14 protein-coding genes are annotated in these 14,286 nt (G+C 48.4%); 11 read left to right on the forward strand and 3 right to left on the reverse strand.

All coding sequences use genetic code 11. The features are described from left to right. Positions 1 to 25: 25 nt before the first annotated feature. Genes ahrC through spo0A form a run of 3 tightly spaced genes read left to right on the forward strand, consistent with a single transcriptional unit; the run spans position 26 to position 2,918 of the window. Positions 26 to 475, forward strand: a complete 450-nt coding sequence (ahrC, locus tag KNO79_RS05265; RefSeq protein WP_012726567.1) for a transcriptional regulator AhrC/ArgR — start codon at positions 26 to 28, stop codon at positions 473 to 475. 13 nt (positions 476 to 488) lie between these two features. Continuing rightward, positions 489 to 2,186: a DNA repair protein RecN gene (gene recN / locus KNO79_RS05270; protein ID WP_214690772.1), complete on the forward strand. Its 1,698-nt coding sequence runs from the start codon at positions 489 to 491 to the stop codon at positions 2,184 to 2,186. After that, positions 2,187 to 2,918 carry a sporulation transcription factor Spo0A gene (spo0A, locus tag KNO79_RS05275; protein WP_074036711.1) on the forward strand — a complete coding sequence of 244 codons (732 nt, stop codon included), beginning with the start codon at positions 2,187 to 2,189 and terminating at the stop codon, positions 2,916 to 2,918. A gap of 657 nt (positions 2,919 to 3,575) precedes the next feature. Here spo0A and KNO79_RS05280 read toward each other — a convergent pair. Then, complete coding sequence (locus tag KNO79_RS05280; RefSeq protein ID WP_031423346.1) at positions 3,576 to 3,824, reverse strand: DUF2627 domain-containing protein; 249 nt, start codon at positions 3,822 to 3,824, stop codon at positions 3,576 to 3,578. Between the two features lie 134 nt (positions 3,825 to 3,958). Between KNO79_RS05280 and KNO79_RS05285 the strand changes: the two genes are divergently transcribed. From KNO79_RS05285 to KNO79_RS05320, 8 genes are all read left to right on the forward strand, one after another. Further along, positions 3,959 to 5,596, forward strand: coding sequence for a sigma 54-interacting transcriptional regulator (locus KNO79_RS05285; protein ID WP_214690773.1), 1,638 nt, complete (start codon positions 3,959 to 3,961; stop codon positions 5,594 to 5,596). Between the two features lie 121 nt (positions 5,597 to 5,717). Beyond that, entirely contained in the window at positions 5,718 to 6,614 is an 897-nt protein-coding gene (gene yqiS, locus KNO79_RS05290) for a phosphate butyryltransferase (RefSeq protein ID WP_211782681.1), read from the forward strand. A 25-nt stretch (positions 6,615 to 6,639) separates the two neighbouring features. Then, positions 6,640 to 7,761: a Glu/Leu/Phe/Val family dehydrogenase gene (locus KNO79_RS05295; RefSeq protein WP_159562454.1), complete on the forward strand. Its 1,122-nt coding sequence runs from the start codon at positions 6,640 to 6,642 to the stop codon at positions 7,759 to 7,761. A 1-nt stretch (position 7,762) separates the two neighbouring features. Next, a complete protein-coding gene (gene buk, locus KNO79_RS05300; RefSeq protein WP_214690774.1) occupies positions 7,763 to 8,854 on the forward strand; it encodes a butyrate kinase in 1,092 nt (363 codons plus the stop codon). Further along, positions 8,838 to 10,247, forward strand: coding sequence for a dihydrolipoyl dehydrogenase (lpdA, locus tag KNO79_RS05305; protein ID WP_214690775.1), 1,410 nt, complete (start codon positions 8,838 to 8,840; stop codon positions 10,245 to 10,247). The genes buk and lpdA overlap by 17 nt, the downstream gene beginning before the upstream one ends. Before the next feature lie 12 nt (positions 10,248 to 10,259). Then, complete coding sequence (locus tag KNO79_RS05310) at positions 10,260 to 11,267, forward strand: thiamine pyrophosphate-dependent dehydrogenase E1 component subunit alpha (RefSeq protein WP_374193974.1); 1,008 nt, start codon at positions 10,260 to 10,262, stop codon at positions 11,265 to 11,267. Then, complete coding sequence (locus tag KNO79_RS05315) at positions 11,267 to 12,244, forward strand: alpha-ketoacid dehydrogenase subunit beta (RefSeq protein WP_012726557.1); 978 nt, start codon at positions 11,267 to 11,269, stop codon at positions 12,242 to 12,244. The genes KNO79_RS05310 and KNO79_RS05315 overlap by 1 nt, the downstream gene beginning before the upstream one ends. Before the next feature lie 12 nt (positions 12,245 to 12,256). Beyond that, entirely contained in the window at positions 12,257 to 13,576 is a 1,320-nt protein-coding gene (locus tag KNO79_RS05320; protein ID WP_251125248.1) for a dihydrolipoamide acetyltransferase family protein, read from the forward strand. 40 nt (positions 13,577 to 13,616) lie between these two features. Here the strand turns inward: KNO79_RS05320 and KNO79_RS05325 are convergent, their stop codons facing one another. Both KNO79_RS05325 and KNO79_RS05330 read right to left on the reverse strand, forming a co-directional pair. Continuing rightward, positions 13,617 to 13,832, reverse strand: coding sequence for a hypothetical protein (locus KNO79_RS05325; protein WP_214690776.1), 216 nt, complete (start codon positions 13,830 to 13,832; stop codon positions 13,617 to 13,619). Between the two features lie 16 nt (positions 13,833 to 13,848). Beyond that, positions 13,849 to 14,229, reverse strand: a complete 381-nt coding sequence (locus KNO79_RS05330; RefSeq protein ID WP_214690777.1) for a hypothetical protein — start codon at positions 14,227 to 14,229, stop codon at positions 13,849 to 13,851. Positions 14,230 to 14,286 lie beyond the last annotated feature (57 nt).

Below are 14,286 nucleotides of genomic sequence, written 5' to 3' on the forward strand. Positions count from 1 at the left end.
AACGAAAAATGAGGTGTCAGCGCTTATGAACAAAGGACAGCGATTGATTAAAATTCGAGACATCGTGACGAATCGAGAAATCGAGACGCAAGATGAGTTGGTGGATGAGCTACGTCGCTCGGGGTATCCAGTCACACAGGCAACCGTGTCTCGGGATATTAAAGAGTTACATCTGGTCAAAGTCCCATTGAACGATGGACGATATAAGTATAGTCTGCCTGCCGATCAACGCTTTAATCCATACGGGAAAATGAAGCGAATCCTTAGTGACAGCTTCGTCTCGGTCGATTCTGCACAAAATTTGGTCGTCATGAAAGTGCTCCCGGGAAATGCTGATGCAATCGGCGTCTTGATTGATCATCTATCATGGGATGAATTGATTGGGACGGTGTGTGGAGATGATACGATTTTAATGATTGCACGCGACGAAGAGAAGGCGAAGCAAATCATCGATCGACTACTCGGAATGTTATGAGGTGAACGTACGTATGTTAGCAGAACTATCAATCAAACAGTTTGCGATTATTGACGAATTAAACATTCCGTTTAATCGAGGTATGACTGTGCTCACGGGTGAGACAGGTGCCGGTAAATCGATCTTGTTGGATGCGATTGGATTGCTTGTTGGAGGACGTGGCTCAAGTGAGTTCGTGCGATATGGTCAAGATAAAGCTGAAATCGAAGGTCTGTTCATGATTGAACCGGATCACCCGGTCATCGAAGCGGCCGAACAATATGGCATCGATGTTGAAGATGGGACAGTCATCTTACGTCGAGACCTACATAGTAGCGGGAAGAGTGTCTGCCGTGTGAACGGGAAAATGATGCCGCTCTCGACGTTACGGGAGTTCGGACGGCTCCTGGTCGATATTCACGGTCAACATGAACATCAACATTTAATGGATGCGGAATTTCACCTTGGCATATTAGACCATTTCGCCGAAAAAGAAATCAGTCCGTTAGTCGAGGAATATCAAACGGCATTTGCGGCCTGGAAACAAGTCGCCGATGAATTGAAGCGTCTTAGTCAAAGTGAGCAGGAGCTTGCTCAACGAATGGATCTTTTGTCGTTTCAAACGAAAGAAATCGAAGCGGCTGAATTAAAAGTTGGGGAAGAACAGGCGTTGACAGAAGAACGGGATGAATTGGCCAACTTTGAACGCATTCATCAACACATTCGTCTCTCGTATGAGGCGGTTGCCGAGGAGTCAAATGGACTCGATCAAATCGGAGTGGCGATGCGCGAGATGGAAGAGGCGTCACAGCTCTCTTCGTCTTTGACATCTGTATCGGAGACAATCTCTAACGCTTATTATTTGTTGGAGGATGCAAAGTTTCAACTCCGGGACCAGTTAGATTCGCTCGAATTTGACCCGATTCGATTGGATGAGATTGAGTCACGATTGGCTCTTTTCCAGCAATTGAAACGAAAGTATGGGACGACCATCGAAGAAGTCATCACCTATGGCGAACAAGTGTCGGATGAATTGAAGTCGATGACGAACCGGGAAGAGCATTTACAAACGCTCTCAGATGAACTCATTCGATTAGAGCAAATTGCAAGAGAAGCTGGCAAGAGACTGTCTTCAGCGCGTAAGATGGCTGCGGAGTCGCTTCAGCATGCGATTCATCGAGAGTTGAAAGAACTATATATGGAAAAAACAGCGTTCGAGGTCCGTTTTAAAACTACATCGCTTAAACAAGATGGTTTAGATGACGTAGAGTTTTACATGATGACGAACGTTGGAGAACCGTTCAAACCACTCGCAAAAGTCGCTTCAGGAGGAGAGCTTTCCCGTGTCATGCTCGCACTCAAATCAATCTTCTCAAGAACGGTCGGAGTGGCCTCCATTATTTTTGACGAGGTCGACACAGGGGTCTCTGGACGTGTCGCGCAGGCGATGGGTGAAAAAATCTTCCGACTTTCTGTCGGCTCTCAAGTCCTCTGTATCACGCACTTGGCACAAGTTGCTGCGATGGCAGACCAACATCTTTACATTACTAAAACCGAAACGAATGAACGGACGAAAACAAATGTGACGTCCCTCGACCGTGAAAGTCGAATCGACGAATTGGGTCGCATGATTGCTGGCGCTCAAATGACAGACTTGACGAAGCAACACGTCGAAGAATTACTTGAGATGTCACAACAAGTAAAACAGAAGTTCATCAAAGGAGTGTCATAAGTGATTACATTATGTATTGCGGACGACAATCGAGAAATCGTCGATTTGTTGAGCCGACAACTAGAATCTGAGCCTGATCTTCGTGTCGTAGGTACGGCACACGATGGAGAAACATGCTTGGATGTCGTCAAGACACACCAACCGGATGTACTCTTACTCGATATTATCATGCCGCATTTGGATGGAATCGGAGTATTGCAACGCCTAAATGAAGAATTAGGTGATGACAAACCGGAAGTGATCATGTTGAGCGCGTTTGGAAAAGATGAAGTGACGAAACAGGCCGTGCAACTCGGGGCCTCTTATTTTCTCGTCAAACCGTTCAATATTCAACAGTTATTAACGAAAATTCGTGAATTGTCAGAAGGAACAAATCGAGAATTCGACGGAATGACGCCAGAAGAAATTGAAATCTCACTCCTGCTTCAGCAACTCGGAATCTCTCCGCGAATCAAAGGGTTCAAGTATATCCGTCAAGCTGTCATTTACGTGCGAGAACGGCAAGATTTGCTCGGTCTCATCACGAAAGAATTATATCCGATGGTCGCAAAAGAGCATGAGACGACATCTTCTCGTGTAGAACGAGCAATGCGTCATGCAATCAAGACGGCATGGGAGAACGGCATGCGCGATCATGAGATGTTCGAAGGGCGACCGGAGCGTGAGCGAAGCCCGAAAAACTCGGAGTTTATCTCGTACTTCGTCACGTATGTATCGTTTAAGAATAATTGAATCATTTCATGAGGACTAAGTCGTGATGGGACTTAGTCTTTTTTGATGAAACAATTACTTTCAGATTTATTTACTTTATGAAAGAAAGCGCTTGCAAAATGATGGGCCTTTGTTATAATAAAGATGTACCAAGTTACTTGGACAAGCGTCAGATGAACGCTTTTCAAACTTGTTCCGGAGCAACGTTTGAAGAAACCAAATCATCTCGGTTCGCTATCCGATTATAGCTCAGAGGTGGGAACGACACCTCAAGTCGTTAATGTCCCGACGTGAGGTCGCGACAGTCGCTCATTCGCGAGGCGATTCTATCATCAACTCGAAGCTAGGGGTTGATATAGGAAAAAACAATCGTTCAGTTGACCAAAAGGAGTGTTGTCAACCGTTGAACAGTTTATGGCAAGCGTTCGACTTCACGATGGATGGTTCGACATGATCCGATAAGTAAATCAGTTAGTAACTCGAATGGTAAGATTCCGTTCACGCAAGACGGCAGTTACTAAAGTTCTTTCATACTTCTTCATTAAGAAGACGTTGGATTTCATGTCAAAGTAAGTAACGTAGTTTGAAAGGAGATCATCCGTAGTGATCACAATTCAATATGAATAAAAGGTTCCGCACTTGAAATGAAGTCAAGTTAGGGAACCTTTTTTTGTGTGCTTATGAGTCGAGGCGTTGTACTTTTCCTGTTTTTTTGTCGCGGTTAAAAATATAGCCGGCTACAAATCCGATCCCGCCCATGGCGAGCAGAAGCCCAAAGGTGCCCTGCAACATGGAGGCGGCAGCGAGTGAATCGAACCATGAAAACGGTGCGCTCGTCTTCAAAAAGAAGCTATCGCGTAGCAATTTGATTCCGTAAACACCTAATAACCCAGGGACGATTAAGATTAGAAGCGCGATAAAACGCATGCAATCTCCTCCTTTACCATACATTATTTTAACAGAAATCGATCTGTTCGACACGGTCTATTTTTGGGCAGCTTGCGAATCAGGTGAGGATTCAGTAGCATGAAATAGAGAAGAGAGTTGATGGGGGAATCGGTATGAATAAACGATTGATGATTGTCGGAGCTGGTAAAGGCGGGACTGAGGTATTAAATATGTTGATGGATTCACCATTGGCGACCATTATCGCGGTTGTAGATTCTGATGCATCTGCCGAAGGAATAGCCTTTGCTAAAAGTTATGGCATATCTGTGGCGGACGATTGGAAACAGTATGCGGATGCGACTCTAGATTTTGTCATCGAAACGACGGGGAAGCATCAAACGTTTGAACAATTAAAGGATCATTTCAAAGATGCGGTCGTCTTACCAGGGGAATTTATTCGGATTGTGGTCGAACGATTGAAACAGAATCAACAAATGCTCGAGGCCATCATTGAATGTACGAGTGAGGCCATCTCGGTCGCAGATCATCACGGTAACACGATTTTGATCAATCCGTCTTATACACGGTTGACCGGATTCAAAAAAGAAGATGTGGTCGACAAACCAGCGACGGCAGATATCGGGATGCAGGAAAGCGTCCATTTAAAAGTACTATCGACCGGGCAAGGCGTTCGGGACATCCGGATGCAAATTGGGGCGACGAGACGAGATATTCTTGTGAATGCAGAACCGATCATCGTCGAAGGAAAGTTGCGAGGCTCGGTTGGGGTCATCCGTGACGTATCTCAAATTCGTGCCCTACGTGATGAATTGCAGGAAGCAAAAACACGCATCCGGAATCTAGAAGCCAAATATCAGTTTGCCGATATCATTGCTACGAGTGACGCCATGCGATTTGTCATCGAGCAGGCGAAACTTGCCGCTGTGACCCCAGTGACGGTATTGATTCGCGGAGAATCGGGAACAGGAAAAGAACTGTTCGCCCATGCCATTCACGGGGAATCTCCTCGAAAATATAAAAAGTTCATTCGCGTGAACTGTGCGGCGATTTCACCTACCCTTCTTGAAAGTGAGCTATTCGGTTATGAAGATGGAGCCTTCAGTGGAGCTAAACGAGGCGGGAAAACCGGATATTTCGAAGAAGCGGATGGCGGATCACTCTTTCTAGACGAAATCGGAGAGCTCCCTCTTGATGTCCAAGTGAAGCTTTTACGTGTCCTTCAGGAAAATGAAATTGTCCGTGTCGGAGGGACGACGGCAATCCCAATCGATGTCCGAATCATTGCCGCAACGAATGCCGATCTCGAACAAAAAGTAGCAGACGGAACATTCCGGGAAGATTTGTATTACCGAATCAATCGGATGCCGATCCATATCCCACCATTACGTGAGCGACTGAATGAACTCGAGGCACTATGTGAACGGATGATCCGGAAACTGAATCAAGAATACGGTCGTAGTGTACGTGGCGTTGACGAAGATGCCTTAACATTACTGAAGAGCCAGCATTGGAAAGGGAATGTGCGAGAACTGGAGAATGTGATCGGTCGTGCGATGATTTATATGGCAAGCTCCGAACAGTGGATTGCCCCACATCATTTGCAGTTATCCAATCGTTCCACGAGTCAAAAAGTAGTCGAATCTGGAACGTTTCACGAGGCAGTTGCAAAATATGAACGCGATTTGATTGAACGAGCAATTGAAGAGGCAAGTGGCAACAAATCAGAAGCAGCCCGCCGATTGAAGATTTCGATTCGAACATTATACAACAAGCTCGACACTACGCAATAATTTGCAGGAAAATTTATGCATGGTAAGCATTAATTTGCAGGGTCATCCGCATTATAAAGCGCTTACAATTTAGGAAACAAACTTGCTTATGATATAGTGTAGAGAGCAAGGGGGGACAATGATGAATTTTGAACGGATGCTGACGAACGCAAAAGAGTTAGAAGGCTGTACCGTGTCCATTGCGGGGGCAGCGGACGAAGAAGTCATCCGGGCCGTAAAACTCGCTACGGATCATGGACTGTCACGCTTCATTTTGTTCGGTGAAGCTCGAGAGATCCGAAAGTTATGTGAACAGCATGGAATCGATGAGTCAGCCGTCGATATTTTACATGCGAAAGGTGACGTTGAGATTGCGCGACGTGCCGCATTAGCTGTGAAAAATAAAGAGGCGGACGTCCTCATGAAGGGGATGGTGTCGACATCGACATTTATGAAAGCCGTCCTTAATCGTGAAGCTGGACTCCGTACGAAGCGGACGCTCAGCCACATCGCACTATTCCAAATTCCGAATCGTGAAAAGTTGATTGGAGTGACGGATGCGGCGATTCATATCGCACCAACACTCGAAGAGAAGGTCGAAATTATTCACAATGCGGTAGAAGCGATGCATGACATCGGTTACGAATCGCCGAAAGTCGCAGCCATTGGAGCAGTCGAGGTAGTCAATCCACAAATGAATGCGACTCTCGATGCGGCACTACTTAGCCAAATGAATCGACGTGGACAAATCAAGGGCTGTGTCGTAGATGGACCGCTCGCGCTCGACAACGCTGTCGACATGGTCGCAGCAAAGCAAAAAGGAATCAACAGTGAAGTTGCCGGTCAAGCCGATTTATTAGTCGTACCTTACATAGAGGTCGGCAACGTCCTTTATAAATCAATCATGTATTTCGCAGAGGCGAGCGTAGCGGCGATTGTCGTCGGCGCATCTGCCCCTGTTGTATTGACAAGTCGTGCCGATACTGCCGAAGCGAAGCTATATTCCCTCGCATTCGCTTTGTTACATGCTAAACATTAATCATACTTAACAGGAGGAATTAATCATGATGGAAACAAACACAGAGCCACGCTTCCGTATTTTTGATGTCTTACAATCTGAGGACTATGAGCAAATCGTATTTTGCCAAGACCAAGCGTCTGGACTAAAGGCGATCATCGCCATCCATGACACGACGCTCGGGCCAGCTCTCGGTGGACTACGTATGTGGAACTATGAATCAGAACAAGAGGCACTCACGGATGTGTTGCGTCTCGCAAAAGGAATGACATATAAAAATGCTGCAGCGGGTCTCAACCTTGGGGGCGGGAAGGCCGTCATCATCGGAAATGCGAAGACAGATAAATCAGAGGCGCTCTTCCGTGCATTCGGACGATATGTTCAATCTCTTAGTGGTCGTTACATCACGGCTGAAGATGTAAATACAACAGTTGCCGACATGGACTTCATTCACATGGAAACGGATTACGTCACGGGCGTCAGTCCTGCATTCGGTTCAAGTGGTAACCCTTCACCGGTCACGGCATATGGTGTGTATCGTGGAATGAAAGCTGCTGCGAAATGGAAATTCGGGACTGAGTCGCTCGCAGGGAAAACCGTCGCTGTTCAAGGTGTTGGAAACGTTGCCTACAACTTGTGCCGTCACCTCCACGAAGAGGGTGCTCATTTGATTGTGACCGACATCAATGAGGAAGCACTCAAACGTGCAGAAGCAGACTTTGGTGCGACGGTCGTCAAACCAGATGAGATTTATGCGGTCGAATGTGACATTTTCGCTCCATGCGCTCTCGGTGCTGTCATCAACGACAAAACAATTCCACAATTGAAAGCACAAATCGTCGCAGGTGCTGCCAACAACCAATTGGCAGAAGATCGTCACGGAGACGTGCTCGACGAAAATGGAATTCTATATGCACCAGACTTCGTCATTAATGCAGGTGGTGTCATCAACGTCGCGGACGAACTTGAAGGCTACAACCGTGAACGGGCAATGAAGAAAGTTGAACTCATCTATGACAACATGATGCGCGTCTTTGAAATCGCAGAACGTGATGGTGTGCCAACGCACGTTGCGGCCGATAAGATGGCGGAAGAGCGGATTCACATGATGTCGCGTTCACGCAGTCAGTTCCTTAAAGTTGAAAAAAGCATCCTAGGGAGACGCTAAGATGACAAAACGGCTAATTCTTGCAATCAACCCAGGGTCGACCTCGACGAAAGTTGGATTGTTTGATGGGAAGGAGGAAGTGATGACACGCACGGTCCGACATTCGATCGATGTGACGGGTCTCACACTTCCAGAGCAGTTGCCTCATCGTGAGCAAGAAGTACGCGCCTTGTTAGAAGAGACGGGCATCGCGGTCAATGATTTGACCGCGATCGTCGGTCGTGGTGGCTTGCTTGCACCGATGACGTCAGGCACGTATACAGTCAACGATCTCATGCGTGAAGATTTGACGAGCGGACGTTTTGGGATGCATGCATCGAATCTCGGTGGTCTGATCGCTTCGAAAATCGGGGGAGCTGAAGGGATTCCTAGTTTCATTGTGGATCCGGTCGTCGTCGATGAGATGGGCGAATTGGCCCGAAAGACAGGCATGCCGGAAATCAATCGTCGTAGCATTTTCCATGCCCTCAATCAAAAGGCTGTCGCGAAGCGATTCGCGGTCGAAAATGGAAGCGATTACAATGAGTTGAATCTTATCGTTGCGCATCTTGGTGGAGGAATCACGGTCGGTGCCCATGCGGCAGGTCGAGTCATCGACGTGAATAATGGTCTCGACGGAGATGGACCGCTCGCGCCGGAACGTGCTGGCTCGATTCCTGTTGGACAGGTAGTAGAACTATGTTATAGTACCAGGTATAAAGAATCGGAAATGAAAAAGAAAATTGTCGGTCAAGGTGGTCTGTTTGCTCATCTCGGTACATTCGATGCCATTGAAATCGAGCAACGGGTTGAATCAGGTGATGACGAGGCGAGACTGTTGTATGAGACGATGGCTTATCGTGTCGCTCAAGAGATTTCAAAACACGGCGCGACATTATGTGGTCGTGTGGATGCCATCTTACTGACGGGCGGAATCGCATATTCCGAGTGGCTGACTGAAAAAATCAAGGAGCGTGTCACTTATCTCGCGCCGGTACACGTGTATCCGGGTGAAGATGAGCTTAAAGCGTTGGCTGAAGGTGCACTTCGCGTCATCGAGAACGAAGAGACCGCACGAGTTTATGAGGGGGATACACATGGCACGAGAATTTGATGTTGTCGTCATCGGTGGAGGACCAGGAGGATATGTGGCTGCAATCAAGGCGGCCCAGGCAGGAAAATCTGTCGCAATCGTCGAGGCGAGAAAGTTAGGTGGCACCTGCTTACATAGAGGATGCATCCCGACGAAGGCGCTTTTAAAAGCTGCACATGTTTATCAAACAGCGAAGCAAAGTGCGACATATGGCGTTGAGACGGGAGATGTGACGTTCAATATGGAACGCGCTCAAACGTATAAGCGTGATCTTGTGGCTGGACTAGAAAAGGGAATCGAACATTTGATGAAACAAGGGAAAATCGAAGTGTTCCGCGGAAAGGCCTCTATTCTTGGACCAAGTATCTTCTCACCACAACCAGGGACTGTATCCGTTGAGGATGAAAGCGGTGAATCAGAACTGATTTTGCCGAATCAACTGATTATCGCAACAGGGTCGATTCCTCGTGAACTTCCTGGATTGCCGTTCGATCACAAACGGATTTTGAATTCGGACGACCTCCTCAATTTTGAAACGCTACCTGAATCGATTGCGATTGTCGGTGGAGGGGTCATTGGAGTCGAATGGGCGTCCATGCTCGTCGACCTTGATGTGAACGTGACATTGATCGAAGTAGGCGATCGATTACTCCCACTCGAGGACAATGCAGTCTCGCGTGAAGTGGAGCGTCTTTTGAAAAAGCGCGGGGTCCGCGTGAAGAAGAGCGTGACGGTCGACGCTGAACGTACATCGATTCACGACGATGCGGTGGAGCTCGCTGTAGGTGAGGAGATGTTGAGCGTGGACTGTGTCCTCGTCTCAGTGGGGCGTGTCGCCAATACGGAAGACTTAGGTCTTCAAAACACGTCAATCGTCGTAGAGAACGGTATCATTCAAGTCGATAGCCAGTATCGGACGAAGGAACGTCATATCTTCGCAATTGGAGACTGTATCGGGAAGTTACAACTCGCCCACGTCGCGTCGGCAGAAGGTGTGAAAGCGGTCGAGACGATTCTTGGTCTTGAGCCGACACCGCTCGATTATGCGCTCATTCCACGCTGTGTATACAGTGTCCCTGAAGTCGCTTCGGTCGGTTTGACAGAAGAAGCGGCAAAAGAGGCTGGACATGATGTGAAGACGGGGACGTATCGATTCAACGGACTCGGGAAAGCGCGGATTGAAGGACAAGCCGACGGATTCGTCAAACTCGTTTCGGACAAAGAAACAGACGACCTTCTCGGTGTTCATATCGTAGGACCGAAAGCGACCGAACTCATCACAGAAGGTGGACTCGCGCTCGTCTTGAACGCGACGGCTTGGGAGATGGGACAACTTGTGCACCCGCATCCTGCACTGAGCGAAGCCTTCCAAGAAGCGGCTCTTGCCGTCGATGGATTACCGATTCACGCCTAAGGAGGAACAAGGATGGAACAGATGACTGTAAACTCATATGAAGAGCTTGGTTTAACGAAACAAGATTTATTGGCGATGTACGAAACGATGGTACGTGCTCGCAAAATCGATGAACGGATGTGGAAGTTGAACCGCGCCGGAAAAATCCCATTCGTCGTCTCATGTCAAGGACAAGAAGCGGCGCAAGTCGGTGCGGCGTTCGCACTCGAGAAAGGAATCGACTACGTCTTGCCTTACTATCGTGATGTGGCGGTCGTCCTTCACTTCGGTCAAACATCAAGAGATTTAATGTTATCGGCATTCGCGAAAGCGGAAGATCCAAACTCAGGTGGTCGTCAGATGCCTGGTCACTTCGGTTCGAAAGAGCATCGCATCGTAACGGGTTCGTCTCCGGTCACGACACAAGTCCCTCATGCAGTCGGGATCGCACTTGCGGCGAAGATGAAAAAAGAAGAACTCGTCACGTTCGTTTCGTTCGGAGAAGGGTCTTCGAACCAAGGAGACTTCCATGAAGGCGCAAACTTTGCAGGTGTCCACAAGTTGCCGGTCATCTTGTTCTGTGAGAATAACAAGTATGCGATTTCGGTTCCGCTTACGAAACAGTTGGCATGTGAGCGCGTATCAGACCGTGCAAAAGGTTACGGCATGCCAGGTGTGACAGTCGACGGGACAGACCCGATCGCCGTCTATGCGGTCGTGAAGGAAGCGCGTGAACGTGCACTTCGCGGAGAAGGACCGACATTAATCGAAGCAGAAGTTGAACGTCTCGTGCCACACTCATCGGATGACGATGACAAAGCGTACCGTTCAGCTGAAGAATTGGCTGGGTTAAAAGAGCGGGATGGTATTCAATTGTTCCGTCAACGACTTGTGAACGACGGAATCGCAACAGCGGAGACACTTGCTGAAATCGATGCACAAATCGATGCTGAAGTGAATGAAGCGACGACATATGCGGACAAAGCACCGTATGCATCGCCTGAATCTGCACTAGATTACGTCTATGAGGAGGAAAAATGATGAAAACGTTTATCGAAGCGATCAATGAAGCGATTCATGAAGAAATGGAGCGCGACGAAAACGTCTTCGTCGTCGGGGAAGACGTCGGCGTTCGTGGTGGTGTATTCCGAGCCACTCAAGGATTGATTGAAAAGTATGGAGAGGATCGTGTCATCGACGCACCGCTCGCTGAGAGTGCGATTGCCGGAGTCGGGGTCGGAGCTGCCATGTACGGCATGCGACCGATCGCAGAAATGCAATTCGCAGACTTTATCATGCCAGCAGTGAACCAAATCGTTTCAGAAGCGGCAAAAATTCGGTACCGTTCAAACAACGATTGGACGTGTCCGATGGTCATCCGAGCTCCTTTCGGTGGGGGCATTCACGGGGCACTCTATCACTCGCAATCGGTCGAGGCGATGTTCAGTTCGACGCCAGGTCTGAAAGTCGTCATTCCATCAGACCCAGTCGATGCGAAGGGGTTGTTGAAAGCAGCAATCCGTTCGAACGACCCTGTTCTTTTCTTTGAACATAAGCGCGCCTATCGTCTTTTGAAGGCAGACTTGCCGACGGACGAATATACGGTTGAAATCGGTAAGGCTGCGGTTAAACGGGAAGGTGACGATATCACGATCATCACGTACGGTCTTTGCGTGCATATGGCACAAGAGGCTGCGAAAACGCTCGAAGAAGAAGGGATCAGCACGCACATCCTCGATCTTCGTACCGTCTACCCGCTCGACCAAGAAGCGATCATCGAATCGGTCAAGAAGACAGGTAAAGTGCTACTCGTGACAGAGGACAACAAAGAAGGAAGCATCATCGGAGAAGTGGCGGCGATTATCGCGGAGAAGGCGCTCTTCGAACTCGATGCGCCGATTGAGCGTTTGGCTGGCCCCGATGTGCCGGCAATGCCGTATGCACCACCGATGGAAAAATTCTTTATCGTATCCCCAGAAAAAATTGCCGAGCGCGCGCGTCAGCTCGCGGCGTTTTAAGGAGGCATCTCTATGGAACAAACGATTACCATGCCCCAACTTGGGGAGAGTGTGACAGAAGGCACGATCACGACCTATCTCGTCAAACCGGGCGACCGTGTGGAAGAGTATGAACCACTCGCGGAAGTCATGACGGATAAAGTGACGGCCGAGATTCCGGCGACTAGCGCGGGAGTCGTCAAAGAGTTTCTCATTCCAGAAGGGGAGACCGTCAGCGTCGGGACACCGGTATTGACGATGGAAGTTGAAAGTGCGGAGGAAGCCGTAGTTGAGACGAAGACCGAACCGATTGCAGAAACGACACCTGCAGAACCCGTCTCTAAGCAAGCGGTCGCCACTACTCCGAAAAAACAAAGTGGAAACGGTCGATACTCACCTGCTGTCATCCGACTCGCCAACGAGAATGATATCGATTTGAATGAACTGAGCGGAAGCGGTCTAGGCGGTCGGATCACGCGGAAAGATATTCTTCGTTACTTATCAGAAGGACGTCCGGCATCGACTCCTGAGAAAGCGACACAAGCACCTGTCCAAGAGACGATGGTACAAACAAAGATGGACGTTCCGACTGAAGCGCCACGTCCTGTCGTTGAACCGTCACAACCGGTCGCATCATCCTCGACGTCATCTGGACGTTATGAATCGATTCCGACAGCCGGGGTACGTCAAGCGATTGCGAACAATATGGTCCGCTCGAAGCATGAGGCGCCACACGCATGGCTCATGATTGAAGTGGATGTGACGAACCTCGTTGAAGCCCGTGCGAAATTGAAAGACGAGTTCATGAAACGGGAAGGCGTCAAATTGACGTTCATGCCGTTCTTCATGAAGGCTGCCATCGAAGCATTGAAGAAGTATCCGATGATGAACTCGGAATGGGCAGGAGATCACATCAAAGTTCACCAAGACATCCATCTCTCGGTAGCCGTCGCGGCAAACGACGCCCTTTACGTACCGGTCATTCGCCAAGCGGATGAGAAGAACATCAAAGGTCTCGCCGTGGCCCTTCAAGACGTTGCAACGCGAGCGCGTGAGAACCGTTTGAAGGCAGAAGAGATGCGTGGTGGGACGTTCACCATCAACAACACAGGTGCATTTGGTTCGATCCAATCGGCACCGATTTTGAACTACCCACAAGCGGCAATTCTATCAGTCGAGTCGATCGTGAAGCGTCCGGTATGGATGAATGGAATGTTTGCGGCACGCGATATGGTCAACCTTTGTATGTCGGTCGACCACCGTGTCCTCGACGGTCTCGTCGCAGGTCAGTTCTTGCAAGCAATCAAACAATCGCTCGAGTCAATCGACCCGAACACATATACCGTATATTGATTAAAAAATGGAGGCGCTCCCAGTGGGGCGCCTCCATTTTTCATGAGTTATAGCCAAGGAATACCGTGAAGACGAAGCTTGCGGCTGAGATCAGTAGGAGAAGGAACGACAAGGACATGCCTATTGTGACGAGTCCTTTGGAGAGTCGTTGTTTGGATTTATAGAGTGAAAATGCAAACACGAGACTGAATAGGCCGAGCGTCGCGAATAGTGTAAGCGGGATTGCTCGGTCTTGGAGTAACTGAAGTAAATGCAACGTTGAATCATCCTTTCTAATCAAGCGCCTTCTGAAATCGTCGTTGATAGGCAAGATACATCAATCTGCTGACTACGACGAACAGGAGGAGGAAGATCCAGTATATAAAGACATAGTTTAATGAAAATGCAGAGACCCCATCATGTCTGACCGAAGAAATCCAAAGCAAAAGTAGTGAGGCAGGGAAATGAATCAATAGTACAAGATAGGGCATGAACTTCATGAAGGATAAGGCGTTTGTCGACGGATTGCGCATGAGACACATGGCAATCAAACCAATCAGCACTTCGAGCCCACCAAGCGTGAAGAAAGCGAGTGAATCAGAAAGACTAGTCTCTAGAATCGGTAAGGCAAGCGTTGCAAGACCGAAACTCCCGATCATGATTAAAGCAAACAAGATGTAGTCACCTCCAGAAAAGGGTTGATTCCATATGTTGATTGTAAAATAATGGAT

The organism is Exiguobacterium sp. s43, assembly GCF_018617255.1.
GTDB classification, from domain to species: domain Bacteria; phylum Bacillota; class Bacilli; order Exiguobacteriales; family Exiguobacteriaceae; genus Exiguobacterium; species Exiguobacterium profundum.

What these genes read in the sequence shown, in the direction of transcription:
- yqiS (WP_211782681.1), top strand. Translation starts at nt 5,718, where the DNA reads ATGAATTTTGAACGGATGCTGACGAACGCAAAAGAGTTAGAAGGCTGT.
- KNO79_RS05295 (WP_159562454.1), top strand. Translation starts at nt 6,640, where the DNA reads ATGATGGAAACAAACACAGAGCCACGCTTCCGTATTTTTGATGTCTTA.
- KNO79_RS05320 (WP_251125248.1), top strand. Translation starts at nt 12,257, where the DNA reads ATGGAACAAACGATTACCATGCCCCAACTTGGGGAGAGTGTGACAGAA.
- buk (WP_214690774.1), top strand. Translation starts at nt 7,763, where the DNA reads ATGACAAAACGGCTAATTCTTGCAATCAACCCAGGGTCGACCTCGACG.
- KNO79_RS05315 (WP_012726557.1), top strand. Translation starts at nt 11,267, where the DNA reads ATGAAAACGTTTATCGAAGCGATCAATGAAGCGATTCATGAAGAAATG.
- KNO79_RS05310 (WP_374193974.1), top strand. Translation starts at nt 10,260, where the DNA reads ATGGAACAGATGACTGTAAACTCATATGAAGAGCTTGGTTTAACGAAA.
- ahrC (WP_012726567.1), top strand. Translation starts at nt 26, where the DNA reads ATGAACAAAGGACAGCGATTGATTAAAATTCGAGACATCGTGACGAAT.
- KNO79_RS05285 (WP_214690773.1), top strand. Translation starts at nt 3,959, where the DNA reads ATGAATAAACGATTGATGATTGTCGGAGCTGGTAAAGGCGGGACTGAG.
- KNO79_RS05280 (WP_031423346.1), bottom strand. Translation starts at nt 3,824, where the DNA reads ATGCGTTTTATCGCGCTTCTAATCTTAATCGTCCCTGGGTTATTAGGT.
- lpdA (WP_214690775.1), top strand. Translation starts at nt 8,838, where the DNA reads ATGGCACGAGAATTTGATGTTGTCGTCATCGGTGGAGGACCAGGAGGA.
- recN (WP_214690772.1), top strand. Translation starts at nt 489, where the DNA reads ATGTTAGCAGAACTATCAATCAAACAGTTTGCGATTATTGACGAATTA.